This is a genomic window from Massilistercora timonensis (assembly GCF_048354975.1).
Taxonomy (GTDB): Bacteria; Bacillota; Clostridia; order Lachnospirales; family Lachnospiraceae; genus Massilistercora; species Massilistercora timonensis.
This window is the reverse complement of sequence record NZ_DBGCJQ010000073.1, coordinates 21,052-47,515: the sequence shown is the minus strand read 5'-3', so window position 1 is coordinate 47,515 and position 26,464 is coordinate 21,052. Positions and strand designations below refer to the sequence as shown.

Below are 26,464 nucleotides of genomic sequence, written 5' to 3'. Positions count from 1 at the left end.
GATAGATACAGTGTTTTAGCGGACAATCAGATTTTTAGTTGGTTTTTATTACAAAAAATTACAAAAAAGTAGCCATTATAATCGATTTTCGATATAATGGCTACTCTCTATTTAATTTTATCATATTTTTTTATATAAATCGGAGGAATCTCTGATTATCGGTCCCTTATCCTTATTCAGGAAAACTACAACTCAAAGTCTCGGATCTTACGATCTTCGATATCATTATTTATATCCCTCATCTTCCATATAAAACATTTCCTTGGCTATTTATATCTATAACCGTTTCCATTACAGCCAGAGCCCTTATCATTTGTCTGTAATCGTATTAAGTTATTCCTTCTATAACCTTGCTTTATATGGTTTCTATAAATATCGATCGTTTAGCTGATGTTTCTTTACACATCTCCTAAAACTCTTTGAATCGATCTTATGTGGTATTTTTTCAATATGTCTGCAGATAGTAATCGGTTTATTTACTGTCCGGCTTTTTCTCTTCTCCGACTTTCTCTTTCATTCAAATCTTACCGGTTTTATCGCCTTTTATTATAAAGGCTTATTCTATGGGACCTTTTCTCTGCCATACCACTAACATATTGAATTGTTGTTTCTACTGCATTGTCCAATGGTATAAGCCTCCTTTTCTAAGATTTTCCAATTCTCTGATATCTCACCGACATATGAAATATCTTTGGAATCCGTCTCTGACAGATCTTTTCTTCTCTGTCCTTCTTAAAACCCTTTCTCGTCAGGTTTTCTTTTCTGGATTTCCTTTGGATTGATATTATAATAGCACCGGGTTTTTTATTTGTCAACACTATTTTTCATTTTTATTTATATTAATTTACTTTGATTTATTATTTTAATTATTTTCTGAATTATTCAATTTTTAGTTTAAATTTACAAAATTAATCCATCCAGTTTCTCATAGTCCTCCAGGCTATAGGATTCGATCACGTTTCCATCCACCACATACAACCGGTCCCCAATATAGATCCCCCTGGTGGTCCCGCCGCCGCCGTTCACCTCTTCCTCCATCAGGCGCTGGAATCCGGTTTCGGTATCGTAGCTGAAGAGATAGTATGTCCTCCCTCCCTCCGAATCTGCCGGGAAGCCGATCAGGTCTTTCTCCCCGTCCACCAGCGCTGCCTTGTAATCATAAGACACATCGGTATTGTAGACATTTTCCAGGACATAGGTGTCTGCTTCCTTCACGTCCGCCGGATCGGTGACGTCGAACATGGTCAGTTTCACTCCTCCGGTGATCTGGGTCTTCTCATCCACATCCATACCGATCCCCAGAAGCTGGCCTTCCCGGTAAGAATGGAGGTAATCTGAGAATCCGGGGATCTTAAGCTTCCCGATGATCCGGGGCTTATCCGGATCGGAGAAGTCCACGGAGAACAGAGGGTCCGTCTCCCGGAAGGTGACAAAATACCCCACCTTGCCCAGAAATCTGGCCGAATAGATCCTCTCGTCCTTCGCCAGGCCGGTGATCTCTCCCGCCACCTGCAGCTCTTCATCCAGGACCGTAACGGAATTGGTATCCCCCACCGTAGTCACGATCCGCAGCCTCCCCTCGTATTCGTCGATGGAGAAAGAATCGTTGATATAGCCGTCCACGGTTCCCTGGGCTTCCGGCTCCAGTTCCCCGTCCCGGTAAGAGATCTTCCGGATGGTGGTCATCTCCCGCTGCCCCTTTTCTGTCCAGACAGTCTCATAATAGTAAATATTTTCACCGCTTACATACAGGTCTCCCCCTTTGGAGAAAATGGCCCGGCTGCTCCTGGTCACCTGCGGCTTCTCCAGGTCCACGGCGGTGACGATCTCATAGAGCGTCCCCTGCCCGTAGGGCGGAAGGAAGATCTCCGATTCTTCCAGAAGTTTCCCCTGTACCTGAGGGATATAGGTCTCCGGCCTGGCCTCCTGGATATCTGTTCCCACATCATACTGGGTAAAAAGGTAGAGAACCCCCTCTGCCAGTCGGGAGGAATGATACCAGCCGCTCTGGGTAACTTCCCCCTCCAGCCCGGGTTCTTTTGGATCGCTTACATCATAGGTCAGGATCATGGACTCTGCCTGTTCCTCTTCCGGATAGAACTCCACGTCTCCCAGATTCTTCGAACATACCAGGATCACCTGCTTCTTCTCCGGGACCACATAGATCTCCTCGATCCCCCATCCTTCTTTGATCCGGATTTCCCCAGTCTCCTCTAACACCTCTCCCGCTTTCACGATCCCCACCTCTGTCTGATTCGTCTCCACGACATAGAGATAGTTCCCGTCGGTTTTCACCAGGTCGCCTTCGTCCACTCCCTGCTGCCGCAGGTTGGTCTCAGAATAGTCTGTCCCCGCTTCCGCAGTCTTTGCCGCCCCGCCGAAAGTGCTGCTCTGGGATTCGGTGGCGGCGATCATATCCGCGGACTCGTTCACCACCCAGCTTCTGGCCCGTTGCTCTTTGATCCCTTCCTGGATCTGATCATAGATCTCTTCATAACTGTCCGCGCAGGCGATGGATCCGCTCCCGCTGATCTCCTCCACCACCGTCTCTGCCGGTACGGCGGATGTTCCTCCCTCCCTGCCGCCAAGGCCGCTGTAAATGGATATCCCTGCGGCGATCACCAGACAGGCTGCCGCCGGAACTGCCAGATACTTCCACGCTGGTCTCTTCTTCCTGACGCCGGCAAGCCGTTCTCTTACCGCCTCCGGACCAAGGCTGTCCGGCGGCTGGATCTCTGCCGTCTTCTTCCGGATCTTTTCCAGAATTTCCTGCTCGTTCCTGTTCATAAAGACACCCCTTTCCTACTCTAATACACACTCCATCTTCTCCAGAGCCCGCCTTTTCCTGGAACGGACCGTATGCTCGTTCATCCTGAGGATCCGGCTGATCTCCCGGCTGGTATATCCGCCGAACACAGACAGTCCCACGATCATCTGCTCCTCCTCCGGCAGGACGGCAAATGCCTTCCGTACATCCAGGGCAAGTCCCGGATCTGTCTCCTGGGTCTCCGCAGAGAAGAAGGTCTTCTCCTGATCCAGACTTACAAGGTTCTCCCTCTCCCGGAACCGTTTTTTACATTGGTTCGCCAGGATGGTGAACATCCAGCTTTTAAAAGCTTCTTCCTTGCGCAGCTTCCCGATATTCTCATAGCCCGCCAGCACCGCTTCGCCGACTGCATCCTCCGCTTCCTGCCTGTCCCGCAGGATACAGAGGGCGAACCGGTACAGATCCTGGTACACGCTCTGGTACATCTTTGCAAATGTATCCCCGTCACACTTCATAATCCTGTCCTCCCTCATCAGATAGGATCTTCTTGTATCGTATCTATTAGAGTCGAAAAAGATCTCTTTTGATGCATAAAAGGCCGGAAAAATTTCTTTTCCCGGCCCGGATCACTCTTCTATCCTCTGTAATAATTGATCAGACACCCCTTGCAGATGATCTCCCGCTCTGCATCGGTCATGTCTCCCAGCTTCAGGCTGATCTCTTTGAGATCTTCGCCCACAAGATAAGCCTTCACTTCAGAAGCCTTCTCCTCCACTGCCTTCCGGATCTCCGGCACAAACAGATAGTCTCCGTTCTTAAAGCTCAAAGCCTGGTCGTTCTCTTCCGTGATGAAGGGAAGCATTCCCCAGTTGATCAGGTTGGAACGATAACGCTTGGTGGCGTACTCGTTGGCGATATTGGCCCAGCCGCCCAGCACTTTCTGGCAGGAGGCCGCCTGCTCTCTTGCAGATCCGTCTCCCGGCTTCACTGCGAAAATGGTGCTGCCCACGCCAATGTTTCCGGTGTTGACCTCCGGATATTCCGCTGTGATCTTCGAAAGCACCATCTTTAGCTCTGTCAGGGCTTCTGTTGGATCCTCCCCTGCCTCCAGGGCTTTCTGGGCCTTCTGCACTTCCTTGGCCCGTCCCACATAGGCCGGATCCTTCCTGGACAGAGCGAACTCTGCCAGGCCCAGCGGATTGGACCGGTAAGAAGAAGTCTCACCGGAGGGGATCAGCTCGTCTGTGGTGGTCACCGGATCGTGGATCTCAGATACCACCTTCAGGATCAGGTTCTCCGGAAGGGCCGGCATCTGCGGCCAGTCTTTGATATTGGGGCCGAATTTGATCTCCACGCCGGGATCTGCCACTCCCTTGCTGTCAAATACCCGGTTGGCGTAAATATTCTGATCAAAATGATAGGTACGTCCTTTGTACTCTACGTCCATATCGGTGGCCGGCGTCAGGAATCCCTTGTTGGCCGCCGTTGCCGCGATGGAACGGGCGTCCATCAGCGCCACCGACGCGATCTGGCCGCTCTGCAGCTTGGATCCCTCCCGGTTGGGGAAGTTCCTGGTGGAGTGACGGATGGAGAACGCATTGTTGGCCGGCGTGTCTCCTGCGCCGAAACAGGGGCCGCAGAAGGCGGTCTTCACAATGGTTCCTGCTTCCATCAGGTCCGCTACCGCGCCGTTCTTCACCAGTTCCATGTAGATGGGCGTGCTGGCCGGATAAACGCTGAAGGTAAATTCATCCGCGCCGATATAATGTCCCCGGATGATATCCGCCGCCGCGCAGATATTCTCGAATCCGCCGCCGGCACATCCGGCGATGATCCCCTGATCTACATACAGTTTGCCATTTACGATCTTATCCTGGAGAGAATACTCCACTGCGCCGTCCAGGCTTACCTGGGCCTTCTTCTCCACATCGTGGAGGACGTCCGCCAGGTTGGCGTTCACCTCGTCGATGGTGTAGACGTTGGATGGATGGAAGGGCATGGCGATCATCGGCCGGATCTCACTTAAGTTGACATAGACCATGCCGTCGTAATAGGTGACCGCTCCCGGGTTTAACTCCTTATAATCCCCTTCCCGTCCGTGGATCTCATAGAACTCCCGGATCTTCTCGTCCGTCTTCCAGATGGAGGACAGGCAGGTGGTCTCTGTGGTCATTACATCGATGCCGATCCGGAAGTCCGCGCTCAGCTTCTCCACGCCCGGGCCTACGAACTCCATAACTTTATTGTTCACATATCCGTTGCCGAAGGTGGCTCCGATGATGGCCAGGGCCACATCCTGAGGCCCTACTCCCTTCACGGGCTCGCCGTCCAGGTAGATACCGATCACCTGGGGCATCTTGATATCATAGGTTTTATTCAGAAGCTGCTTGACCAGCTCCGGTCCGCCCTCGCCCATGGCCATGGTTCCCAGGGCTCCGTAGCGGGTGTGGCTGTCAGATCCCAGGATCATCTTGCCGCCGCCTGCCAGCATTTCCCGGGCATACTGATGGATAACCGCCTGATGAGGGGGCACATAGACGCCGCCGTACTTCTTGGCGCAGGTCAGTCCAAACATGTGGTCATCCTCATTGATGGTACCGCCCACCGCGCACAGGGAATTATGGCAGTTGGTAAGCACATAGGGGATCGGGAACTTCTCCAGACCGGAAGCTCTCGCCGTCTGGATGATCCCCACAAATGTAATGTCGTGGGAGGTCAGCTTGTCAAACTTGATCTGCAGCCGCTCCATATTCCCGGAGGTATTGTGCTCCTTCAGGATATTGTAGGCCATGGTCTGCTGAGCCGCCTCTTCCCGGGAGACTTCCTTTCCGGTTCTGGCTTTCGCCTCCTCGGGGCTCTCCACGATCTCTGTACCATTTAAGAGATAGACTCCGTTGTCGTATAATTTTATCATGCTTTAGCTCCTCCTGTTCTCTAAGTCTTTCATATGATCTGCCACCATGATGGCGATCTTAAAGGTCAGGGCGTCCTCGAAGATCCGGACGTCCAGGCCTGTTTTTTTCTCGATCTTCTCAAGCCGGTACACCAGCGTGTTCCGGTGCACATGCAGCTGGCGCGCAGTCTCTGAGATGTTCAGGTTATTGTCGAAGAAGGTGAAGACGGTGGTCAGTTCTTCCTCCCCGAATGTCTCCGCCTCCTGGTCCTCGAACACCTCCCGCAGGAACATTTCACATAAGGACGCCGGCAGCTGATGGATCAGCCTTCCGATCCCCAGATCATTATAGGCGAAGATATTTTTGTCCACATAGAAGACCTTGCCTACTTCCATGGCCATGTCGGCCTCTTTGTAAGACCGGGATACATCCCTTAATTCCTGCACGATGGTTCCGTAGGAAACCCGCACGCTGACCATAGCTTCCATATTCAGCGTGTCCACCAGGATCCGGGCTGTCTGGGCAAGGTATGGGTATCCCTCCGGTTCCTCCAGAGCTTTCACCAGGATGATATTCTCCTCATCCACCGCCGTCACAAAATCTCTGGTGCCGGTGGCATACAGGCCCTTCAGGGTATCCATGATCAGATTGTCCCCTTCGTTCTTGGCCTGGATAAGGAACACCGCCCGCTTCAGCTCCGTGGGGATCCGCATCTTTCTTGCCTGATTATACACATCCACCATCAGAAGATTGTCCAGCAGAAGATTCTGGACAAACCGGTTCTTATCCATCCGCTCTTTATAAGCCAGGATCAGGTTCCCAAGCTGGCTTGCGCCCATCCGGCCCGCAAGGCTCATCTCTTCTTCACTGCCCCGCAGCGCCAGCACGTAGACCGGCTCCTCCTCATCACAGATCAGGAAGAATCCTTCTCCGCCGTCGATCCGGCTCTCCTGTCCCGAGGCGCCAAACGCTCTTACATCCTGTTCCATCTCTATGGCTTTCTCACTGGTCCTGACCAGGCAGGCCCCACGCACATCCCATACGGAACATTCCAGTCCGGTGATCTCCCGGATATCCTGCGCCGTCCTGTGCAATATCTGATTCGATAACACGAAAACCCCTCCCATCTGGAGTTTACTGGTTTACATCTATCCATTTTATCATAGGATCCCCGGACTGTCCACGCCCAGAATCCTGTCATCATATAAAAAGGGCACTCCCTAAGGAATGCCCTCTCATCTTGCTGTTTCAAAAACCCCTCACTAGTTTGTGATGGTCTGCTCAGTCTCTTTGTCGAATACGTGGATCTTCTCAGCGTCCAGAGCGAACTTAACAACATCGCCTGTTCTTGCGGTTGTTCTGGGATCAACTCTTGCGGTCATGCTGGATCCTTCATAATCGAAGTACAGGAATACTTCAGCGCCCAGCATCTCGTATACACGGATCTTGGCTTCGATCACGGTGTTCGGAGAAGCCTGAAGGAATGCAGGCTCATCATGAACATCTTCCGGACGGATACCAAGTACAACGGTCTTTCCGTCGTATCCGCCGTCGATCAGCTTCTGTCCCTTTGCTGCCGGAAGTTCGATCCTGGAAGGTCCTGCTACCAGATATACCTTGCCGTTCTCTACCTGACAGGTAGCGTCTACAAAGTTCATCTGCGGAGATCCGATGAATCCTGCTACGAACAGGTTGCAGGGATAATCGTACAGAGTCTGCGGAGTATCTACCTGCTGAACAACGCCGGCGTTCATAACTACGATCCTGGTACCAAGGGTCATAGCCTCTGTCTGGTCATGGGTTACGTAGATAATGGTTGTGCCCAGTCTCTGATGAAGCTTGGAGATCTCAATACGCATCTGTCCACGAAGCTTCGCGTCCAGGTTGGAAAGAGGCTCGTCCATCAGGAACACCTTAGGATTACGTACGATCGCACGTCCCATGGCAACACGCTGTCTCTGACCACCGGAAAGAGCCTTCGGCTTACGATCCAGAAGCGCTTCCAGGTCAAGGATCCTGGCTGCCTCGCGAACCATCTTGTCGATCTCATCTTTGGGAACTTTTCTCAGCTTCAGACCAAATGCCATGTTGTCATATACGGTCATATGCGGATACAGAGCGTAGTTCTGGAATACCATCGCGATATCTCTGTCTTTTGGCTCTACATCGTTTACAACCTTGTCGCCGATCTTCAGCTCGCCGGAGGTGATGTCCTCCAGTCCGGCTACCATACGAAGGGTGGTGGACTTTCCGCATCCGGAAGGACCAACGAAGATGATGAACTCTTTGTCTTCGATCTCAAGGTTGAAATCCTTTACAGCCTCAAATCCGTTTGGATAGGTTTTATTAATGTGCTTCAGTGATAAACTTGCCATCTTAAATCTCCTCCTAAATCAATTGCTGATATCTCCGATATCAACTGCTCTGGTAAAGAGTATATAAAAAAAGTCCAACTTGAGCCATGCCCAAGTTGAACAATCTTTTTTTTATTTTCTATACAAGTTGACGAAACCCTACAGAAGCTGCCGGTAAATGTCCCGTTTGCTCACGCCCCGGTCCCTGGCCACCTGCTTCATGGCTTCCTTCCTGTCCATTCCCTGCCCCAGATAGCGCTCCATATGCTCTTCCAGGCTTATCTCCTCCCAGGCTCTTACCTCTTCTTCTCTTGCCTCCCGGGGATCCCTTCCCCGGATCACCAGCACGCATTCCCCCTTGGGGGGCTGCCGGCGGAAATGCTCCAGCGCCTGGGAAATGGTGGTCCTAAAGACCTCCTCATGCTTCTTGGTCAGTTCCCGGCATAAGCTCATCTGCCGGTCTCCCAGAGTCTCCTCCAGCACTCCCAGAGTCTTCGTAAGACGGTGGGGCGCCTCGTAGAGCACCATGGTACGGGTCTCTTCCTTCAGCTCCTCCAGCACAGCCTGCCGCTGTTTCTTATCTGTAGGAAGAAATGCCTCGAAGGCGAACCTCCGGGTGGGAAGCCCTGACAGGGTCAGCGCCGTTACGCAGGCCGCCGGCCCGGGCACTGCCGTCACCGGGATCCCCGCCTCGTGGCACATGGCGGTCAGTTCCTCCCCGGGATCCGAGATCCCGGGCGTGCCCGCGTCTGTGATGAGGGCGATGTTCTCCCCCTTCTGCAGCCGTTCCACCAGCTTCCTTCCCTTCTCGATCTTGTTGTACTCGTGATAGCTGGTCATAGGAGTCCGGATCTCAAAATGATTCAAAAGCTTGATGCTGTTGCGGGTATCTTCCGCCGCGATCAGATCCACTTCCCTCAGGATCCGCAGCGCCCGGAAGCTGATGTCTTCCAGGTTCCCGATGGGTGTGGCGCACAGATACAATGTCCCTGCCATCTTATCTCTCCTTTTTTGCCATGTCCGCCGCTCCGGCTCCCTCATCCAGGGAGTAGGCTTCCCGGATCTGGCGGGTATAGCTTCCGTCTTTCTCATATACGATCAGGGGCGGCTCTACCTTAAGCCGCGGCTTTCCGCCCTTAAGCCCCTCCAGCAGCACCATATTGGGCTCCTTGTCTGCCTGGGGATATACAAGCTGCATCCGCTTTGGCTCCAGCCGGTACTCGGACATTTTCCTTAAGATCTCCGGCAGCCGGAACGGCCGGTGCACCATATAGAACCGTCCTTTGTCCCCCAGGATCTTCCCGCTCTCCCTGAGGATATCGTCCAGAGTGCACAGCACCTCGTGCCGGGCGATACACAGAGCTTCGTTCTCATTTTTCAGACCGTGGCTGCCGATCATATAAGGCGGGTTCACCGTTATGACTGCAAAAGAGGCCGCGCCGAATATCGCTGCTGCCTCTTTGATATCTCCTGTCACGATGCGGATCCTGTCCTCCAGATGGTTCAGGCGGACACTCCGCCTGGCCATATCCGCACTCTCCTCCTGGATCTCCAGCCCGGTATAGCTTTTGCCTGCGTTCTTGGCCTCCAGAAGGATGGGCAGGATCCCGGTCCCTGTCCCCAGGTCCAGCGCCTTCTCCCCCGGCCGCACCCGGGCGAAGGAGGACAGTAATACTGCGTCCATCCCGAAGCAGAACCGGCCCGGATCCTGGATGATCCGGTATCCCTTGATCTGCAGGTCGTCCAGTCGTTCTCCCTCTTTCAGATCAGGCATCGTCCAGTTTTGATTTTCCATTTTTCTCTTCCAGCCCTTTCAGCTGTACCATCTCTTCTTTGGACAATTTGGAGTCCTTCTTCTTGCGCCGGGGCTTGAATTTCAGCTCAGCGGCTTTATACTCCCGGACCTCTTTTTCATCATTCTCCAGGTCCACTACCACCTTCACCTGCTGCCGCAGCACGTTCACCGCCTGCACCGTTCCCTTAAGCCCTTCCGGGGTGGTCACATGATCCCCGTTGGAAGGAAGATGGCTGTTCAATTCCTCATAGGTCTCTTCTTCGTTGGTCAGGCAGCACATCAGCCGACCGCAGACCCCGGAGATCTTGGTGGGGTTCAGAGACAGGTTCTGCTCCTTGGCCATCTTGATGGACACCGGCGCGAACTCTGTCAGATAGGTGTGGCAGCACAGCGGCCGGCCGCAGATGCCGATGCCTCCCCGGATCTTGGTCTCGTCCCGGACGCCGATCTGCCGCAGCTCGATCCGGGTGCGGAACACGCTTGCCAGATCCTTCACCAGCTCCCGGAAGTCGATCCGCCCGTCGGCGGTAAAGTAAAACAGCACCTTGTTGTTGTCAAAGGTATACTCCGCGTCGATCAGCTTCATCTCCAGCCCGTGCTTGCGGATCTTCTCCAGGCAGATCTTGAAGGCTTCCTTCTCCTTCTCCCGGTTCTTCTCTTCTTTCTTGATATCCTCTGCCGTGGCAAGCCGGATCACCGATTTGAGAGGCGGCGTGATCTTGTCCTCCTCCACCTCTTTGGGCCCCAGCACCACCGTTCCGAACTCCACGCCCCGGGCAGTCTCCACGATCACCTTGTCCCCTGCTTTGGGCTCGGTCTTGCCGGGAGAGAAGTAGTAAACCTTGCCGGCGGTCCGGAATCTAACACCGATTATCTTCACCATTTCTGTCAGTTCTCCTTTATCGTCAGGAACAGAAGTTCCATTGTCAGCTCAAAATTAACGTTCGCTTTCAGTCTTACCTTGGCCTTCTCCAGGCTCTCCAGGATCAGCTCGATCCCCTCGTAGGAGCTTTTCTTCACCTGCTCCCGGATCACGTTGATCTGGTCTTTGAACACCACCTTGTCCATATCCTTGGTGGCTTTATACATCAGCATATCCCTGTACCATACCATCAGGATATCCAGATAGTCGTTGATCTCCAGCTTGTAGGTGGTGATATGGTTCACCGCCTCGATGATCTCTTCGATCTCCATCTCATGGACATACTTCAGAAGCTGGATGGCTTCCTCCCGGATCTCGTTGAAATGCTCTGAGTTAGCCAGCATGATGGCCCGTCCCATATTGCCCTGGGCAAACGCGGTACAGATATCTGCCTTGTAATCCGGAACTTCCAGCTTCTCCATCAGATATCTCTTGATCAGCTTGTCCTTAATGTTGCGAAGCTTCAGCATCACGCAGCGGGAATTGATGGTGGGAAGGAGCTGGTCCGCGTTCTCTGTGAGAAGCAGGATCACCACATACTCCGGCGGCTCCTCGATAGTCTTCAGAAGCGCGTTCTGGGCCTGTACCGTCATAAGATCCGCCTCCGGAATGATATAGACCTTGTAGGCTCCCTGGTAAGGCTTCACCGCAACTGTCTGATTCACCTGTTCCCGGATATCGTCCACGCTTATGCTCCCCGGCTTCTCATGGGTCACCCGGATGATGTCCGGATGGTTCCCGCTCTCAGCCTGGATGCAGGAATGACATTTTCCACAAGGCTCCGGCCCCTTCTTCTCACACAGGAGCGTCTCCGCGAAAAGCGCCGCCAGAAGCTTCTTCCCCGCGCCTCTTTCCCCATTTAAAATATACGCGTGAGAAACCTTGTCCTCCGTCACCGCGTTCTGAATATACTGGATAATATCCTTGTGGCCTACCACATCTTTAAAACTTCCCATACCGTATTTCCTCTGCAATTTCTTCCAAACATTGTACCTGGTCCTGATTCCTGTACCTTCGGGTGATCCCGGCCTCCTGAAGCTTCTCCTCGGAGAAATCCTCCTTGTCAGCCAGGAACCGCCTGCACAGTTCATCATACCTGGGAACCGCCTGCTGCCGTTCCCGCTTAAGAGCCCGGCAGAGCCGTTCTCCGTCTTCTACTTCTATATAAATGGGGATCAGTGCCTCTGCCCCAAAATATTCCTTCATCTTCCGGTAGGACTCCAGGGTCCCGATCATCAGATAATCCGCTTCCCCTACGCGGATCTGCCCGTCGTCCACCGTGGCGTAACTCCAGTCCCCGCAGGCGGTATGATAGGTCCGCATCTCGATCAGCTTCCCTTCCTTCCGGCAGGACTCCAGCTTCTCCGCCGGGACGAAATGGTACTCCACCCCGTCCTGCTCCCCCTCCCGGATGGGCCGGGTGGTGTAGAGGATCACCTGGCGAAGCCCGGGGAAACATTTCTTAAGTTCTTTATACAGGGTGTCTTTCCCGGAGGAACTTTTCCCCATCAGATAGTAGATCTTACCCATCCTTCCAAACCTCGATCCAGCCTTCCTTATCCAGTCCTTCTATCGCGAATCCCATCTCCCGGTAACGGCACAGGATCTCCACCGCCTCCCCGTTGATCCGCTCTCCCGGAACGATCAGCGGGATCCCCGGCGGATACAGATAGGCGTACTCGAAAGAAACCATTCCCTCGCTCTCTTCCCAGGGCACCCGTTCTCCCAGAGCGCCATCCCTTCGCCTGTCCGCCATTCCGGCGCTGGTACACACCTGCTCCAGACACGGATACTGGAACTCTCCACAAGACTTGTCTGCATTATACATCAATCCGGCCATTTCATCAACGTCCATTAATGCACGGGCAAGCCGCTCCATTCCCTCCCGGGTATCTCCCGGGGAAGTCATGGCCAGCGCATAGCTTCCCGCCGCCATCTCAAGCTCCAGATGATACCGCTCCAGAAGGAGTTCCTGCAGCTGTCTTCCCGTCATAGAGGTCTTTCTTGTAGAGATCACAAGCTTGGAAGGTTCCTGCCCCGGCAGCCGGATCAGTTCCAGCGCCTTTAACTTCTCCAGTTCCCCCCGAAGCCACTTTAACCTCTCCACATAGGGTTCCCACAGCCCGTCCCCCTTCTCCTCCAGCCGGCACACACAGTCGTCTATGCTGGCCATCAGCACATAAGAAGGGCTGCTGGTCTGAAGCATATCCAGATACCGGCGCACTTCTCTCCGGTTCACATAAGAACCGTTCATGTGCAAAAGGGCGGTCTGAGTTAAAGAAGGCAGGGTTTTGTGAAGACTTTGCACCACAAGATCGGCGCCTTTGGTATTAGAATTCCCGGGAAAATAAGGATGAAAGCCAAAATGTGCTCCGTGGGCCTCGTCCACGATCAGCGGGATCCCCCTGGCATGGGCCTCCTCCCCGATCTTCTCCACATCGGAGACGATCCCCTCATAGGTGGGAGAGACGATCACCACCGCGCGGATCGCTGGATCCGCCTCCAGGGCCCTTCGCACATCTTCCGGCGAGATCTGCGTATTCAGCCCGGTCTCCTGATCAAATCCCGGATACAGATAGACCGGTTTCAGTTCCTTCATATAGATCGCGTGATACACGGACTTGTGGCAATTTCTTGCCACAAGTACGGTATCGCCTCTTCTGGTCACTCCGGCGAGGGCGCTTAAGATCCCCACGGTGCTCCCGTTGATCAGGAAATGGGTCTCCTCCGCCTGAAAGACTCTGGCCGCCCGCTCCTGGGCCTCCTTCAGGATGCCCCTGGGGTGATGCAGGTCGTCAAAGCCCTCGATCTCCGTGATATCGATCTGATACAGCTTCTCCATCCCCGGGATCCCCGTCTGTCTCTTGTGACCGGGCATGTGGAAGCCGTAATGATCCGATTCCCCATAGTTTTTTAATCTCTCGTACAGTGTACCCATTACAGTCTTTTTAATAATTCTTCTCTTTCCTTCTCAAAGCCCGGCTTGCCAAGCAGCGCGAACATATTTCTCTTATAGCTCTCCACGCCCGGCTGGTTGAACGGATTCACTCCGGAAATGTAGCCGCTGACGCCGCAGGCAAACTCGAAGAAGTAGAACAGCTGTCCCAGTGAGTACTCGTCCTGGGCCGGGATATTTACCAGCAGGTTGGGCACGTTGCCGTCGGTGTGGGCCAGGATGGTCCCGTTCATGGCGCTCTTGTTGACGAAATCTACCGTCTTGCCCGCCAGATAGTTAAGGCCGTCCAGATCCACCGGCTCTTCCTGCAGCACTACTTCTGACCGGGAGTTCTCCACGCACATCACCGTCTCATACATGATCCGGCTTCCGTCCTGGATAAACTGTCCCATGGAGTGAAGGTCTGTGGTAAGGTCCACGGACGCCGGGAAGATCCCCTTCTGGTCCTTGCCCTCGCTCTCGCCGTAGAGCTGCTTCCACCACTCAGATACATAGTGGAGGGCCGGCTCGTAGTTGGCCAGGACTTCTACGGATTTGCCCTTTCTGTGTAAAATGTTCCGGATCGCCGCGTACTGAAGGGCCGGGTTCTGGTCAAACTCACTGTTCAGCGCCTGCTCTCTTGCGCTGGCCGCCCCTTCCATCAGCTTGTCAATGTCCGCCCCGCTTACTGCGATAGGAAGCAGGCCCACCGCTGTCAGGACGGAATATCTTCCTCCTACATCGTCCGGCACGACAAAAGTCTCATAGCCTTCCTCGTCCGCCAGGTTCTTAAGCGCTCCCCTGGCCTTGTCCGTGGTGGCGTAGATCCGCTTTGCCGCTCCTTCTTTACCGTACTTCTTCTCCAGAAGTTCTTTGAAAATACGAAAAGCAATGGCAGGTTCCGTAGTCGTTCCGGATTTGGAGATGATATTTACGGAGAAATCCCTGTCTCCCACCACCTGCAGCAGGTCTGTAAGATAGGCGCTGCTGATGCTGTTTCCTGCATAATAGATCTCCGGCGTCTTGCGGATCTCCTTTGAAACAGAATTGTAAAAGCTGTGGCGTAAAAATTCAATGGCCGCCCTTGCTCCCAGATAGGATCCGCCGATGCCGATCACGATCAGCACCTCGGAATCTGACTGGATCTTCTCTGCCGCCGCCTTGATCCGTGCGAACTCTTCCTTGTCATAGTCTACCGGAAGATCGATCCAGCCCAGGAAATCATTTCCCGCGCCGCTTCTATCCACCAGGACTTCCTTTGCCTGCAGGGCGATCCGCTCCATGGCCTTTACTTCATGCTCGCCGATAAATTTCTCTGCCTTCGAATACTCGAATGTAACTCTGTCTCCCATAACGACTCCTTCCTTCCATGGCTGAATGTAAAAAATACCATATATCTCTTACATTTTAGCAAATCGCTTTCCTTTAATCAAGCCATAAACTCCTCCAGGATCTGACGGATGAGCACATCTTTGGGCGTCTCCGGGGCCTTCTCCTCCCGGGGCTTCTCTTCCGCCGTCCGGACCGGCAGGGGATCACCCACAGACTCGGTCACAGAGGTCTCCCTGGCAGGCGTCTTCCGGGGCTCCGCCGTTTTTACTTCTGCCTCTTTGGCTTCCGGCTCGTTTGCTTCTTCCACGGCGATAACCGGCGCAGCCGCTGCCGGCGTTTCCGGCGTCATCACCTTAAGCTCCTTCTGATAAGCCTTCTCATACCGGTGGAGGCACACATTTTCCAGATAATCCACCATATAATTCCTGGCAGCCTCCAGCTGGTAATCCTCATCGGTGGCCATATGTACCAGAAGGATCAGGATCCCTAGCCCTGCTCCCGCAGCCCCTGTGCGAAGGACCATCTCCTGCATTCCCGCCGCGCCGTACCAGGCCGCCGCCCCAAGAAGGCCTAGCAGAAAGCACATCCCTGCCGCCAGCTTCTCCAGCCGCCGCCAGGTGTGAAGCCGGATTCCCGCCACCTTATACTCATAGAGATACTTGTCCACAAAAGCCCCCACGTTCTCCACCCGCTCGCTGATCATACAGGCGTGCTCGAACTTGGCCCGGACAAGCCGCATCAGGGGATGAGCGGATTTGCCCATGTTTCCCGCCGCCCGGACAAGCCGTTTCAGGGAAGCGTTGGCCACCCATTTGCCCGCCAGTCCAAGGACCGTGAAGATCCCCATCAGCACAAAGAAAATCTGTTTGTCCAAAATCATTTCCAACATAACAAAAGCCCTCCTTTTGCTTCGATTATACTGAAAATCCGCAAGGAGGGCTTAAAAACCGTTCGCCGCAAATCGACCCGCGCTGTCGCTTTTTTGTCTCTGCCGCCGCCAAAAGAACGGCCCGGCGTCTACATTCTTCCCAGCAGTTCCTTCACAAGCCGCACGCTGTGGGCGATGGCCTGGCGTTCGAACTCCGGGTAGTCCATCTGGGCGCTGTTGTCGGCTTTGTCAGAAATGGCACGAATGATGACGTACGAAACTTTGTTCAGATACGCCGCCTGGGCGATCCCCGCCCCTTCCATCTCCGTACACAGCGGGTGGAACAGGCTGCTGATCCGCTCCTTTGCCTCATGGGAGGAGATAAACTGGTCCCCGCTCACCACCCGGCCAAGGAAGGTGTGGATGTCCGGATTGGCCGCCTCGTTGGCCTGCCGGGCCTTCTTGGCGAGGTCCGGGTCCGCCGGGAATGCCAGCACATCCATCCGGGGCACCTGTCCCACCGGATCCCCGAAGATACTGGCGTCCATATCGTGATGCAGTGCTTCCGTGGAGATCACGATATCCCCGATGTCGATCCTGGCGTCCAGAGATCCGGCGATGCCGGTGTTGATCAACGTATCCGCCCCAAAGTCGTCGATCAGGATCTGGGCGCAGATCCCTGCGTTCACCTTTCCCACGCCGCTTCTTACCACAACCACTTCCCTGCCCTGCAGCGTTCCCCTGCAGAAGGTCATGGACGCCTTCTCCCTTGTTTCTTCAATAGTCATGGCCTCCTTTAAGGCCTGTACTTCTTCTTCCATGGCTCCGATGATTCCGATCATGTCCTTGTCCGTCCTTTCCTTTATGTCTTCTCTGATTCTACCACAGGAACTTCGGATTTGCCACCTCTTATCAAGTCTGGTATAATCCTTACAGAAAGAATCCCATACATATTTATTTTCAGGAGGTACAACATGGATTTCAGACCACACGGCGTCTGCTCCCAGCTGATCCGGGTAGACGTAGAAGACAATATTGTGAAAAACGTAGAGTTCATCGGCGGCTGCAGCGGCAACACCCAGGGCGTGTCCCGGCTGATCCGTGGGATGGACGTGGACGAGGCCATCGCCCGCCTGGAGGGGATCCGATGCGGCAACAAGCCTACATCCTGTCCCGACCAGCTTGCCTGGGCGCTGAAGCAGGCCACCGGAAGAGTATAGCGGCCGAAAGAAAAAGGATACCTGAGCCCTCCGGGCCGGTATCCTCTTTCCCTGCTTATTCGTTCTCATTTGTTTTTTGGGTGTCAGGAAACCTGCAGCGGACGCCGCTGCGACGACTTTAGCCCGCAAGGCGGACCTTCTTGGTTTCTCAATTTTCTCAATGTAAGTCGAAATCTTTGTTAATAGTTTCAACTTCGCGCCGCCTGCAGTGCCCGCTGCAGGTTTCCCGACAAGAACGTACCCCGAGGTTACCGAAGTAACGATGGGTAAAGTAAATGAATTAATCTTCGCCGATCTCCGGAATACCCGGAAGGATCTGCGGTTCTTCGATGAAGACTCCGTTTGTAAAGCTGCTGCTCATGTCGCTGTTGGCTGAGTGTGTACACCGCACCCGGTAGTAATAATCACCCTCTACTACCAGCCGCCGGTTATCAGAAACCTTGTCCGTGTTCTGGTTGTATTTCTGCCATCCATCATAAAATTCCCACTCCGTGTCGCCCAGCTGCGCCCGCTCCACCATCACACTGATCCCTACTTCATCCACGATCTCCGCCGCAATGGTGCTGCCCCCTGCGTAGAGCAATCCTGGTCCCAGCCGTACCACCTTGGAATATCCGGTCAGCAGATATTCCCCTCTGGTCACGCCCACGTTAGAGCCAACCGCTTCCTCCTCATGAGTCAGATAGGAGCCGTCTATCATCGGCTGTTCCGCCCGGACCTCCCCATAGGAGATCCCAAATAGCCCTGCCGTCAGCAGGAGAGCGCAGCACAATGATAAGATCTTCTTCTTCATCCACTACCTCCCAGCTACCTCTCCCCCTCATATATATAGACACATAAGTCGGCAAAAACTGACGCGGTTTTTAATTAAAATGTAAATTTTTTACAATTATTTCCATATCTTCCTTTTCCATGGTCCCCATTAGAAAATATTCCACTCCTCCATATTTATAACTGGCGGAATATCGTTTCTCTCCGGTATTCGATATCTGATACTCTTTAATTTCAATTTCTGTTCCTTTTTTTTCTAACTGGTACGAATCGGTAACCTCATCTTCCACATCGATCCCCCAGGAAGTCTCCGCATAAGAAGCATTGATAAAATACACCACTGTTTTTTTCCCGTACTGATAAAACATTTCTGCTATTTGAATAGTTGTATCTATTTCTACCTCCAAAAACTTCATTCCTTTTGGTCGAATAATAATCTTCACCGGATCCACCCCGAAGGCGTCCTTAATCTTCTGATATGCCTCTTCTTCCCGTTCCTCGGCGATCTTCAGGTTCTCCTCATTGGAGTCCACCTGCACAACTTCTCTTTCCCCTACGGCCCTCTTCATCATCTCCACCAGTCTGGCCGGCCCGCCCACGCTGGTGATCCCCAGGATGGATACCAGTGCCAGCACCGCCGCCAGATTAAGAGCGATCTTCCCAAAGTGCTTCCGGCCCTTCTTCTCCTGAGCTTCCTCACGCTCCCGCCGGATCTGGCGACCCAGCTCCAGGGCTTCCCGGTCCTCCGGGGACAGCTGCTCATAGACCTTCTCCTTCTTGTACTCGTCAATCTGTTCCTTCAGGTTCTGGCGGATGGCTTCCTTCCGGTCCCGGGACAATTCTTCCGTCTCGGAGGCCTCTACGGTCCTGCGGGTCTCCTCCGCTTCCTTGTGCAGTTCTTCTCTGATGATCTCTTCCAGATCACTGCCGTTTTCTTTCATTCTACATTTCTCTCTTTCTCTTGACCAAATCCCTTAGAAACGTATAATATATATAATAGTATAATAATTAATAATCAATGGCAACTACATTTGGGAGGTCGTTATGAAGAGAATTATCTTAACCGGAGGCGGAACGGCAGGACATGTTACGCCGAATATCGCTCTTCTTCCACGCCTGAAGGAACTGCAGTATGACATTCACTATATCGGCTCCTATCAGGGGATCGAGAAGGAACTGATCGAACCCTTCGGGATCCCTTATCACGGGATCTCCACCGGGAAGCTGCGCCGCTACTTAAGCGCCCGGAATCTGACGGATCCTTTCCGTGTGCTGAAGGGCATGGGGGAGGCCCGGCGGCTGATCAAGATCCTGGACCCGGATGTGATCTTCTCCAAGGGCGGGTTTGTCTCCGTGCCTGTAGTGCTGGCCGGCAAGAAGCGACATGTGCCCACCATCATCCATGAGTCTGACATGACTCCCGGACTGGCCAACAAGCTTTCCCTGCCTGCTGCCACCAAGGTATGCTGCAATTTCCCTGAGACCCTGGATCTGCTTCCCGCAGGCAAGGCGGTCCTCACCGGATCCCCTATCCGACAGGAGCTGCTCACCGGAGATAAATACAAGGCCCGCGAATTCCTGGGCTTCACCTCGGACAAACCGGTGATCCTGATCATCGGCGGAAGCCTTGGCGCCGTAGCCGTCAACGAAGCCATCCGGTCCATCCTTCCGGAGCTTCTCAAGTCCTACCAGGTCATCCACCTGTGCGGCAAGGGCAAGATCGATCCCACTTTGGTCCATCTGGAAGGCTATGCCCAGTATGAATATATTAAGGAAGAGCTGAAGGATCTCTTCGCCCTGACGGATATCGTGGTATCCCGGGCGGGAGCCAATGCCATCTGTGAGCTTCTGGCTCTCCACAAGCCCAACCTTCTGATCCCTCTTCCGGCCAACGCAAGCCGGGGGGACCAGCTTCTGAACGCCCGCTCCTTCGAGCGCCAGGGCTTCAGCGTTGTCCTTGAGGAATCCGAGATGACCGATGAGACACTGCTTTCGGCCATCAACCGGCTGTATGAGAACCGGGAGGTCTACACCGAGACCATGAAGCAGTCCTCCCAGCAGAATTCCATCGATACCATCATTGATCTCATTGAATCGGTGGCAAGATAGGGCTTGTTCCGAATCGCAACATTTTCAATCAAAAACAGGTGCCGCTCCGGCACCTGTTTTTATGCTTTATTCAAGTGTTGAAACTGTTCTTCGTAATGTTTTCTTATCCATTGCCTGGCACGATACAACGTACTGTGCAGGTTCTCCAGAGAGATCCCCATAACATCCGCAACCTCTTTCTGAGGCTTTTCCAGGAAATAGGTGAGCAGGATCGCGTCGTACCACCGCTCGTTCACCCGGAACAATTCGGTGAAGATGGTCTCCGCCAGCTCCCGGTATTCCCGTTTCCGAAGCCGGCTTATGAACTCTTCCTCGGGACTCACCGAAGCGGGATCGGTCTCACCTGTTTCCGTGACATTCTCTCTTAAGACTTCTCTGCGGCCTTTTCTTCCAATGTTTATCGCCATGTGCTTCGCGGTGACGATAAGCCAGTTGTCCACCGCTTCCATGTTGATGTTCTCCATGCTCACATACAGCTTCATGAAGACGGCCTGGGTGATCTCTTCTGCAGTATCGCAGTTCCCGGAGTAGTACAATGCTGTCTTGTACACGATCTGCGCGTTCTCCTCATAAACCGCATCAAATGCGGTCCTGCCAATCGCTTTTACTCCCACTAGTTTCTTCCTTCACTTTCTCTTATCCCAGTTTTGACAGAATCTCGTCCCTGACCTCGTCGGTAAGCTCGCCCATCTTCCAGCCAAGACCCACTTCATCCCCCTCGTACCTGGGGATCAGGTGGATGTGGAAATGAAATACCGTCTGACCGGCCACCTCTCCGTTGTTCTGGACGATGTTGTAACCATCGCAGCCCAGCACATCCGTGAGCTTTGTGATCATCTTCTTGGCCAGCACCAGCGCCTTCGCCGCGATCTCGTCGTCCAGCTCATACAGGTTTTTGTAATGCTCCTTGGGCAGGATCAGCGCATGCCCTTTGGAAGCCGGACCTGCATCCAGGATCACCCGGAAGTCATCGTCCTCATACAGGGTGGCGGTGGGGATGTCCCCGTTTGCCAGCTTACAGAAAATACAGTTTTCGTCTTTCATTTTCTTCTCCTTCTTTCTTCTTAAAATCTCATTGATTATTCCTTCGCCCAATGCTACACTGATATCTCAGAAAGGGCGGTAAATGCAATGTTTTCAGCGACAGACTACGACAAATTACAACAGATCATGGAGGAAGCTCCCTGGAAAAAGGAACTCCTCACCAGGCTTCTGGAATCTCACCGGATGGAAGTAAGCGCCATCAGCCATGAGATCCGCAATCCCTTCACCCTCATCTACAGCACACTGCAGATGATCGAAGGCGAGCGGCCCGACGTCACTGCCTGCACACACTGGCAGACGCTTCGCCGAGATATGGAATATATGAAGCAGCTTCTGGAAGAACTCTCTTCCTATAACAATGGAGACCACCTGAAGCTTGCTCCTATGGATACCAATACGTTCCTTAAGACCCTGGCCCTGTCTTTCGCCTCTTCCCTGGTGGACACGGACATTGAGTTCCGCTCGGAGATCTCTCCGGAGCTTCCCCCGGTTACTGTAGATGGAGTAAAGCTGCGCCAGGTGCTCCTGAATCTCCTTGGAAATGCCCGGGACGCGGTGACTTCCGCCTCCTGCCCCAGGGACCACTCTCCCTCCATCGGTTTGCGCGCCCACCTCTCCGGCGGTATGCTTCAGATCACGGTATCCGATAACGGCTGCGGTATCCCGGAGGAGGAACTTTCCCATATCTTCCAGCCCTTCGTCACCCATAAGGAGAACGGCACCGGCTTAGGCCTTGCCATTGCCCGGCGGATCGTAGCCGCCCACGGCGGGACTCTAGTAGTAACCTCCGCCCCAGGAGTCCGTACGGTATTCACGGTTTCTCTTCCAATATAACAACACTGCCAGCACAAACCCGGAGGCCAGCCCGCCGATATGGGCGAAATTGTCCACCCCACCGCTGGAGAATCCATAGTAAAGACTGAGGGCCACCATAAGCATAAGTCCCCGGCCCGTCACATTTCCGATCTGTCCCCGGTTGCGGATCGCCACATATAATAGGGCTCCCGTAATCCCAAAGATAGCGCCGGAAGCTCCTGCGGAAACGGCATAGTCCCCGGTGCGAAAGTCCCACAGCGCGGAAGCTACATTTCCACAGAGCCCGCTGGCAAAATAAATGATCACAAATTTGATCCTGCCGATCTCCAGCTCCAGGTTCCAGCCGATCACCAGCAGCATCACCATGTTATTGACCAGATGTGAGAATCCAAAATGGAGAAACATACTGGTAAACAGCGGGCTGTACTTCCCCTGCTCCAGCATCAGAGGCACATACATGGCCCCGTGCTCCAGCATGAACCCGGCGTCTTCTGTCATCCCCTGGAAACTGAGAAAAAAGAAAACAGCCACATTCACTGCTGCCAGTATCATTGTACAAATCGCCTTTTGGGAATATCTGTTCATCATGCGTTAATTTTCTCATTATTCCCGGACAGTGTCAATAGCAATCCTTACAATTCCTCTTCCTCGATATACAGCCCGTCCCAGTCTCCCCACTTAGGTTTCTTGTGCCTGCGCAGGAACCGTTTCACCGGGGTCCACATATTTTCCGTTTCCTCCATGATAAGGCTTCCCATCTCCTGGCTGGTGATCCAGTCGTGCTCCCGGGTGTCATATTCTTCCCCCGCAGGTTCTTCCTGCGGCTCTTCCTTCTTCAGGCACTCACCGATCAGTTTCTCCAGACTGTAATTCTCCTCCATAGTCCCCTTGTGGAGCAGGAACACCATCCGGACGCACTCCTTGTCCCCATAGTCCGCCTGCTTTACAAAATATTCCGTAAGATCATGGAATTCCTGCCAGATATCTCCCTGAAAGGGCGGATAGTAACAGAAATACACCTTTCCGTCCTCGTAAAAAAGATACTCTGGCTTCAGCAGGATCTTGTTGATATCCAGAAGATATCGGGTAACTTCCCCCAGCACCATCTGAAATCTCCGTAAGAATACCTTCAGATCTTCCCCGGTGATCTTGTTCCTCTCGTAAAGCGCCTGGAAGGAAACCTTCCCGCTGACGTCATAGTCATAGAAGCAGCTGCCGTCCAGCCCTCTCCCCTTCACCGGCAGGAGACCTTCCGGCTCCCCTGCCCCAAGCATTTTCATCTGATAATCCTCCTGATATACTCCCGCTTCTTCAATCGTTATCTTTCGTTCCATTTATGATCGCTTCTCCTGTATCTATCAGTCTTTTTCTGTCCCGGATCTCCTTCTCCGGGTGAGTCACCGCCATCTTCTTCTCCACCGTCAGTCCGAACCGCCCCCGGCTCACCCGGGCCGACACGGTGACCTCCGCATCTGTGATCTCCACCGAGGCGGAAGGCGTGGGAAAGAGGATACATTTTCCATCTGCCCGCTCCCGGAACAGAGCCTCCATCTCCCCGGCATCCGCCCCTTCTTCCTCCCGGGCCCTGGTCCCCGCCACAGCGGCGGTCTCATAGGCCGCCCCCGCCAGGATATTCTTGTCGTGGAAGTAGAAGACCGCCAGGATGCTGCTCATAAGAAGGAGAAGGATCAACGGCATCAGAAGAGACATCTCCACCGTCAGGCTTCCGGTAAGCCAGATTCTTTTTCTTCTCACCAAAGCGTCCCTCCCATCATCAGTCCCATCAGGTAGCCCCCGGTCAGGAAGGGGAAAAAGGGGATCCCCCGCTTTGCTCCTGCCCTCATCCGACCTGCTGCCAGGACCACCAGAGAGGCAGCCAGAAGAAGCAGAAAAGTTCCCGCCAGCACCTCCAGAAGCTTCCACAGGCCCAGATACAGTCCCAGCACCAGGATCCCCCAGCTGTCTCCGTATCCGATCCCTTCTCCCGTGACTTTACTGAGCAGGAGGAATCCCGCTCCCACGGCGGCGCCTCCCGCCAGCAGCACAGGATCCGTCTCCCGGCATACCACCTGGTAGATTAACACCCCTGCGGTTCCCATAACAAAGAATTCCGCCGGGATCTTCCGCCAGAAGATATCGGTCACCGAAAGTCCCGCCAGCGCCCCCAGGCACATCATCCGTCCTACTTCCCACATCGGGAACACGCCCCCTTTCCAACCACCTCGGACACCGGCACCGCGTATACCGTCCGCTTCAGGCCGCTGCAGGACAGGGAACTATGATACCGGTCCCCGGTGTCCGTGATATAGACTCCGCCGGCGCTTTCTGCCCCGCAGTGCTCACAGGCGTGATACTTCCCACCGCTTTCATTGCGAAGCCCGGCCACGTCGGAGAGGGGCACCATGCGGATGGACAGTTCCAGATGGGTACAGTGGTAATCCTTGTGATACACAAGGCCGGTCTCCGTCACATATACCGTCTCCCCGTTCTCCGTCCCGAACCCGGTCCTCTCATACCCGGTCCATCCCTTTACCCGCATGGTCTCTTCGTATTCCAGCAGCGGGATCCGGAAGACAGGCAGGGGCACCCGCACATGGTAGACAGCGGACAGTTCCGCCACCCCGGTGCGCAGGGACATCCGGGACCGGCTGCAGTCGATGCCTCCTTCCACCAGGCTCCTTCCAAGCCGGTCCACCCCAATGGCAGCTGTCACATCCTGCTCCACCTTCCCCGGCCTCAGGACCGCTGTGGGATAAGCCTCTTCCGCCGCCAGCTTCCCCGCGTACTGCAGGCCGGACCGGACCGCCGTCTGGATGGACATGATCTCCATAAGGAAGAGAAGGCTTACCACCGCGAAGAAGAAGATGGGCACGGCCGCCGCCGCTTCCAGGGTGATGCTACCTCTTAAGGAGGTGAAGGCAGATGCCCTCCCGGCGGACGTATGACAAACGTATCGTGAGGGGAGTTTGTGATCTTGAGCCGTACGAATCCTGCTCCTTTCCTTTAATATTTTTTCTTTTCTATGTGGTATTTTTAAGACTTGCCGGAAGGGCATCTGCCTTCACCTCCTTTTTCTCATTGATAGGCAAAATACGCAGGGAAGCGGTAGGTCACCCCTCTTCGCAGGGAACAAGTGCTCTCCACCTCCAGGCGGCAGATACACTGATCCGCCCGGAAGAATGTAAGCCCGTGCTCTGCCTTGAGATTCTCTTCGATCAGGTCCAGGGCCCGGATGCTTAAGTCCTCTTTTGATTCCAGGAGCAGCAGGATCCGAAGGTAAGCCCGGTAGTCAAGTCCCGTCTTTCCGTCCTTCCCATCCCCCGGATCCTCCGTCCCTCCAAGCTTCATCAGGTTGGCAAGGGAGAGCTGCCAGCTCTCCTCCGTCTTCACCAGGGGCACCTTGCTTCCCTTAAGCAGCGCCCGTAGATCCATCACCGATTCCCCGAATGCCCAGGCCAAAAGGATCGCCTGAGCTGCCGCCTCCGTGATGGCAGGGACCGCCAGCAGGGTGCATAAGGTACCCGCCAGGGCCCGGGCCTCCGCCTTCTTCCCGGCGCTGCTCTGGAGATGGGCGTAATTGGGCACAAACCGCAGCAGCAAGAGCTTCCCTGCCACCGCCTCCAGGTTCTCCCGGTCGCTTCCTTCCCCTGCCAGAAGATACTCCAGCTCATAATCCAGGGCCCCGGTATCCTTCCTTTCCGTCGCCCCGGAGAAATGGTCCATCAGATACTCTCCGAACAGTACGTCCGACAGCGCCCCCGTTTCTTCTTCTCCCTGGGTAAATTCTCCATATCCCTCCTGAAGGCTCCGGTGGCTTGCCGTCTCCTCCAGGCGGATGACCTTCTGGGAAACCGTCATTTCTTTTGGCGTCACAAGATCCAGAAGGGGGGAAGACTTTAACTTGTCCACATGGGCAATGGGATTGTCCTTCTCCGGCAGGGCTCCTTCCTCCTGCTCCAAAAGATCTGACAGTTCCTGCTGCTGTTGCCGCTCCTGTTCCTGGACCTTCTTTGCCTCCTGCTCCTGCTGCCTCCAGAGCGTGGCCTCCCCTTCCTGTCCCCGGAAGGCGGACAGCCCGTATTTGTGCTCCATATAGGCTGCCGCCTGCCGGTAGAAGGCCCGGCCTCCCTGGTCCGTCAGGAATTCGATGGCCCGCACCTTATGTTCCATGCTTCCCGCCCCGTAGTACGCAAGCCGTCCTTTCAGAAGATCTTCCGAGTAATGGCCGGTCTCATAGCTTCCCTCCAGGGCGAAGATATCATAGTCCTCCAGAAGCTCCTTCTGGTACTCCGCGAACACCGATTCCATGGCCCGGTTCATATCCGCCCGGCCGTAATTCTTGGCATTCTGGATGGAAGCGCTCTCTATCATGGATCCGGTAAAGGACACAAGGAGGATAAATACCAGGCTTAAGTAGGCCGTCACCTCCCCCTTAAGCCCGGATCTATATCCCCGCACTCTCACTGGTGATCTTCTGAAATATAGTCTGCACCAGGCTGGTGAGCTGGGACTTGAAAATGATCACCAGACCGATCAGTACCACCAGGATCAGGATCACTTCCACTACGCCGATCCCTTTTTCTTCCTTTAACGTCTGCATAAAATATCTCAGTCTCCACATAAGCTCTCTCCTTTCT

28 protein-coding genes are annotated in these 26,464 nt (G+C 54.0%); 3 read left to right on the top strand and 25 right to left on the bottom strand.

The features are described from left to right. Nucleotides 1–900: 900 nt before the first annotated feature. From ACML7B_RS06990 to ACML7B_RS06925, 14 genes are all read right to left on the bottom strand, one after another. Nucleotides 901–2,787 carry a beta-propeller domain-containing protein gene (locus ACML7B_RS06990; RefSeq protein ID WP_418540155.1) on the bottom strand — a complete coding sequence of 629 codons (1,887 nt, stop codon included), beginning with the start codon at nucleotides 2,785–2,787 and terminating at the stop codon, nucleotides 901–903. Nucleotides 2,788–2,802: 15 nt separating this feature from the next. Next, nucleotides 2,803–3,282 (bottom strand): RNA polymerase sigma factor, encoded by a 480-nt coding sequence (locus tag ACML7B_RS06985; protein ID WP_418540154.1) that lies wholly within the window; start codon nucleotides 3,280–3,282, stop codon nucleotides 2,803–2,805. A 119-nt stretch (nucleotides 3,283–3,401) separates the two neighbouring features. Beyond that, the gene (locus ACML7B_RS06980; RefSeq protein ID WP_418540151.1) at nucleotides 3,402–5,681 is read right to left on the bottom strand and encodes a hydratase; all 2,280 of its coding nucleotides are present in this window, start codon (nucleotides 5,679–5,681) and stop codon (nucleotides 3,402–3,404) included. A 3-nt stretch (nucleotides 5,682–5,684) separates the two neighbouring features. After that, a complete protein-coding gene (locus ACML7B_RS06975) occupies nucleotides 5,685–6,773 on the bottom strand; it encodes a PucR family transcriptional regulator (protein WP_418540149.1) in 1,089 nt (362 codons plus the stop codon). A 150-nt stretch (nucleotides 6,774–6,923) separates the two neighbouring features. Next, the gene (locus ACML7B_RS06970; protein WP_346707354.1) at nucleotides 6,924–8,036 is read right to left on the bottom strand and encodes a sn-glycerol-3-phosphate ABC transporter ATP-binding protein UgpC; all 1,113 of its coding nucleotides are present in this window, start codon (nucleotides 8,034–8,036) and stop codon (nucleotides 6,924–6,926) included. Between the two features lie 138 nt (nucleotides 8,037–8,174). Continuing rightward, nucleotides 8,175–9,011, bottom strand: a complete 837-nt coding sequence (gene rsmI / locus ACML7B_RS06965) for a 16S rRNA (cytidine(1402)-2'-O)-methyltransferase (RefSeq protein WP_418540145.1) — start codon at nucleotides 9,009–9,011, stop codon at nucleotides 8,175–8,177. 1 nt (nucleotide 9,012) lies between these two features. After that, nucleotides 9,013–9,810, bottom strand: a complete 798-nt coding sequence (locus tag ACML7B_RS06960) for a tRNA1(Val) (adenine(37)-N6)-methyltransferase (RefSeq protein ID WP_418540143.1) — start codon at nucleotides 9,808–9,810, stop codon at nucleotides 9,013–9,015. Then, on the bottom strand, nucleotides 9,782–10,693 hold the full coding sequence (locus ACML7B_RS06955) for a PSP1 domain-containing protein (protein ID WP_418540140.1): 912 nt from the start codon (nucleotides 10,691–10,693) through the stop codon (nucleotides 9,782–9,784). The genes ACML7B_RS06960 and ACML7B_RS06955 overlap by 29 nt, the downstream gene beginning before the upstream one ends. Nucleotides 10,694–10,698: 5 nt before the next feature. Next, nucleotides 10,699–11,688, bottom strand: a complete 990-nt coding sequence (gene holB, locus ACML7B_RS06950; protein WP_346707358.1) for a DNA polymerase III subunit delta' — start codon at nucleotides 11,686–11,688, stop codon at nucleotides 10,699–10,701. Next, on the bottom strand, nucleotides 11,675–12,262 hold the full coding sequence (locus ACML7B_RS06945) for a guanylate kinase (RefSeq protein ID WP_418540137.1): 588 nt from the start codon (nucleotides 12,260–12,262) through the stop codon (nucleotides 11,675–11,677). Before ACML7B_RS06945 ends, holB begins: the two co-directional genes overlap by 14 nt. Continuing rightward, nucleotides 12,255–13,670: an aminotransferase class I/II-fold pyridoxal phosphate-dependent enzyme gene (locus ACML7B_RS06940; RefSeq protein WP_418540134.1), complete on the bottom strand. Its 1,416-nt coding sequence runs from the start codon at nucleotides 13,668–13,670 to the stop codon at nucleotides 12,255–12,257. The genes ACML7B_RS06945 and ACML7B_RS06940 overlap by 8 nt, the downstream gene beginning before the upstream one ends. Beyond that, the gene (locus ACML7B_RS06935) at nucleotides 13,670–15,019 is read right to left on the bottom strand and encodes a glucose-6-phosphate isomerase (RefSeq protein WP_418540131.1); all 1,350 of its coding nucleotides are present in this window, start codon (nucleotides 15,017–15,019) and stop codon (nucleotides 13,670–13,672) included. The genes ACML7B_RS06940 and ACML7B_RS06935 overlap by 1 nt, the downstream gene beginning before the upstream one ends. A gap of 77 nt (nucleotides 15,020–15,096) precedes the next feature. Continuing rightward, nucleotides 15,097–15,888 carry a hypothetical protein gene (locus ACML7B_RS06930; protein ID WP_418540128.1) on the bottom strand — a complete coding sequence of 264 codons (792 nt, stop codon included), beginning with the start codon at nucleotides 15,886–15,888 and terminating at the stop codon, nucleotides 15,097–15,099. A gap of 128 nt (nucleotides 15,889–16,016) precedes the next feature. Beyond that, the gene (locus ACML7B_RS06925; protein ID WP_418540127.1) at nucleotides 16,017–16,709 is read right to left on the bottom strand and encodes a 5'-methylthioadenosine/adenosylhomocysteine nucleosidase; all 693 of its coding nucleotides are present in this window, start codon (nucleotides 16,707–16,709) and stop codon (nucleotides 16,017–16,019) included. Nucleotides 16,710–16,841: 132 nt separating this feature from the next. On the opposite strand from ACML7B_RS06925, the gene ACML7B_RS06920 reads away from it, so the two are divergent. Continuing rightward, complete coding sequence (locus tag ACML7B_RS06920) at nucleotides 16,842–17,087, top strand: TIGR03905 family TSCPD domain-containing protein (protein WP_418540124.1); 246 nt, start codon at nucleotides 16,842–16,844, stop codon at nucleotides 17,085–17,087. Nucleotides 17,088–17,367: 280 nt separating this feature from the next. Here the strand turns inward: ACML7B_RS06920 and ACML7B_RS06915 are convergent, their stop codons facing one another. Next, nucleotides 17,368–17,880, bottom strand: a complete 513-nt coding sequence (locus tag ACML7B_RS06915; RefSeq protein ID WP_418540121.1) for a hypothetical protein — start codon at nucleotides 17,878–17,880, stop codon at nucleotides 17,368–17,370. A 70-nt stretch (nucleotides 17,881–17,950) separates the two neighbouring features. Continuing rightward, nucleotides 17,951–18,799, bottom strand: a complete 849-nt coding sequence (locus tag ACML7B_RS06910; protein ID WP_418540118.1) for a DUF4367 domain-containing protein — start codon at nucleotides 18,797–18,799, stop codon at nucleotides 17,951–17,953. A gap of 103 nt (nucleotides 18,800–18,902) precedes the next feature. On the opposite strand from ACML7B_RS06910, the gene ACML7B_RS06905 reads away from it, so the two are divergent. Further along, nucleotides 18,903–19,967 (top strand): undecaprenyldiphospho-muramoylpentapeptide beta-N-acetylglucosaminyltransferase, encoded by a 1,065-nt coding sequence (locus ACML7B_RS06905; protein ID WP_346707367.1) that lies wholly within the window; start codon nucleotides 18,903–18,905, stop codon nucleotides 19,965–19,967. A 59-nt stretch (nucleotides 19,968–20,026) separates the two neighbouring features. Here the strand turns inward: ACML7B_RS06905 and ACML7B_RS06900 are convergent, their stop codons facing one another. Together ACML7B_RS06900 and ACML7B_RS06895 are read right to left on the bottom strand one after the other, a co-directional pair. Then, the gene (locus ACML7B_RS06900; RefSeq protein ID WP_346707368.1) at nucleotides 20,027–20,581 is read right to left on the bottom strand and encodes an RNA polymerase sigma factor; all 555 of its coding nucleotides are present in this window, start codon (nucleotides 20,579–20,581) and stop codon (nucleotides 20,027–20,029) included. Nucleotides 20,582–20,603: 22 nt separating this feature from the next. Beyond that, nucleotides 20,604–21,011 carry an HIT family protein gene (locus tag ACML7B_RS06895; protein WP_346707369.1) on the bottom strand — a complete coding sequence of 136 codons (408 nt, stop codon included), beginning with the start codon at nucleotides 21,009–21,011 and terminating at the stop codon, nucleotides 20,604–20,606. A gap of 87 nt (nucleotides 21,012–21,098) precedes the next feature. Here ACML7B_RS06895 and ACML7B_RS06890 point away from each other — a divergent pair, with 87 nt between their 5' ends. Beyond that, nucleotides 21,099–21,845, top strand: a complete 747-nt coding sequence (locus ACML7B_RS06890; RefSeq protein ID WP_418540115.1) for a sensor histidine kinase — start codon at nucleotides 21,099–21,101, stop codon at nucleotides 21,843–21,845. Here the strand turns inward: ACML7B_RS06890 and ACML7B_RS06885 are convergent. The 7 genes from ACML7B_RS06885 to ACML7B_RS06855 form a co-directional block, all read right to left on the bottom strand. Beyond that, the gene (locus ACML7B_RS06885; protein WP_418540112.1) at nucleotides 21,786–22,379 is read right to left on the bottom strand and encodes a rhomboid family intramembrane serine protease; all 594 of its coding nucleotides are present in this window, start codon (nucleotides 22,377–22,379) and stop codon (nucleotides 21,786–21,788) included. The two genes, ACML7B_RS06890 and ACML7B_RS06885, sit on opposite strands and share 60 nt — an antisense overlap. An 80-nt stretch (nucleotides 22,380–22,459) precedes the next feature. Then, nucleotides 22,460–23,161, bottom strand: coding sequence for a DUF6382 domain-containing protein (locus ACML7B_RS06880; RefSeq protein ID WP_418540111.1), 702 nt, complete (start codon nucleotides 23,159–23,161; stop codon nucleotides 22,460–22,462). After that, the gene (locus tag ACML7B_RS06875; RefSeq protein WP_418540110.1) at nucleotides 23,139–23,582 is read right to left on the bottom strand and encodes a TadE/TadG family type IV pilus assembly protein; all 444 of its coding nucleotides are present in this window, start codon (nucleotides 23,580–23,582) and stop codon (nucleotides 23,139–23,141) included. Before ACML7B_RS06875 ends, ACML7B_RS06880 begins: the two co-directional genes overlap by 23 nt. Next, nucleotides 23,579–24,022: a prepilin peptidase gene (locus ACML7B_RS06870; RefSeq protein WP_418540108.1), complete on the bottom strand. Its 444-nt coding sequence runs from the start codon at nucleotides 24,020–24,022 to the stop codon at nucleotides 23,579–23,581. The genes ACML7B_RS06875 and ACML7B_RS06870 overlap by 4 nt, the downstream gene beginning before the upstream one ends. Further along, complete coding sequence (locus ACML7B_RS06865; protein WP_418540105.1) at nucleotides 24,010–24,699, bottom strand: pilus assembly protein; 690 nt, start codon at nucleotides 24,697–24,699, stop codon at nucleotides 24,010–24,012. The genes ACML7B_RS06870 and ACML7B_RS06865 overlap by 13 nt, the downstream gene beginning before the upstream one ends. Nucleotides 24,700–24,902: 203 nt before the next feature. Further along, nucleotides 24,903–26,291 carry a DUF5702 domain-containing protein gene (locus tag ACML7B_RS06860; RefSeq protein ID WP_418540103.1) on the bottom strand — a complete coding sequence of 463 codons (1,389 nt, stop codon included), beginning with the start codon at nucleotides 26,289–26,291 and terminating at the stop codon, nucleotides 24,903–24,905. Next, nucleotides 26,272–26,448, bottom strand: coding sequence for a Flp1 family type IVb pilin (locus tag ACML7B_RS06855; RefSeq protein ID WP_106789321.1), 177 nt, complete (start codon nucleotides 26,446–26,448; stop codon nucleotides 26,272–26,274). The genes ACML7B_RS06860 and ACML7B_RS06855 overlap by 20 nt, the downstream gene beginning before the upstream one ends. Between the last annotated feature and the right edge of the window lie 16 nt (nucleotides 26,449–26,464).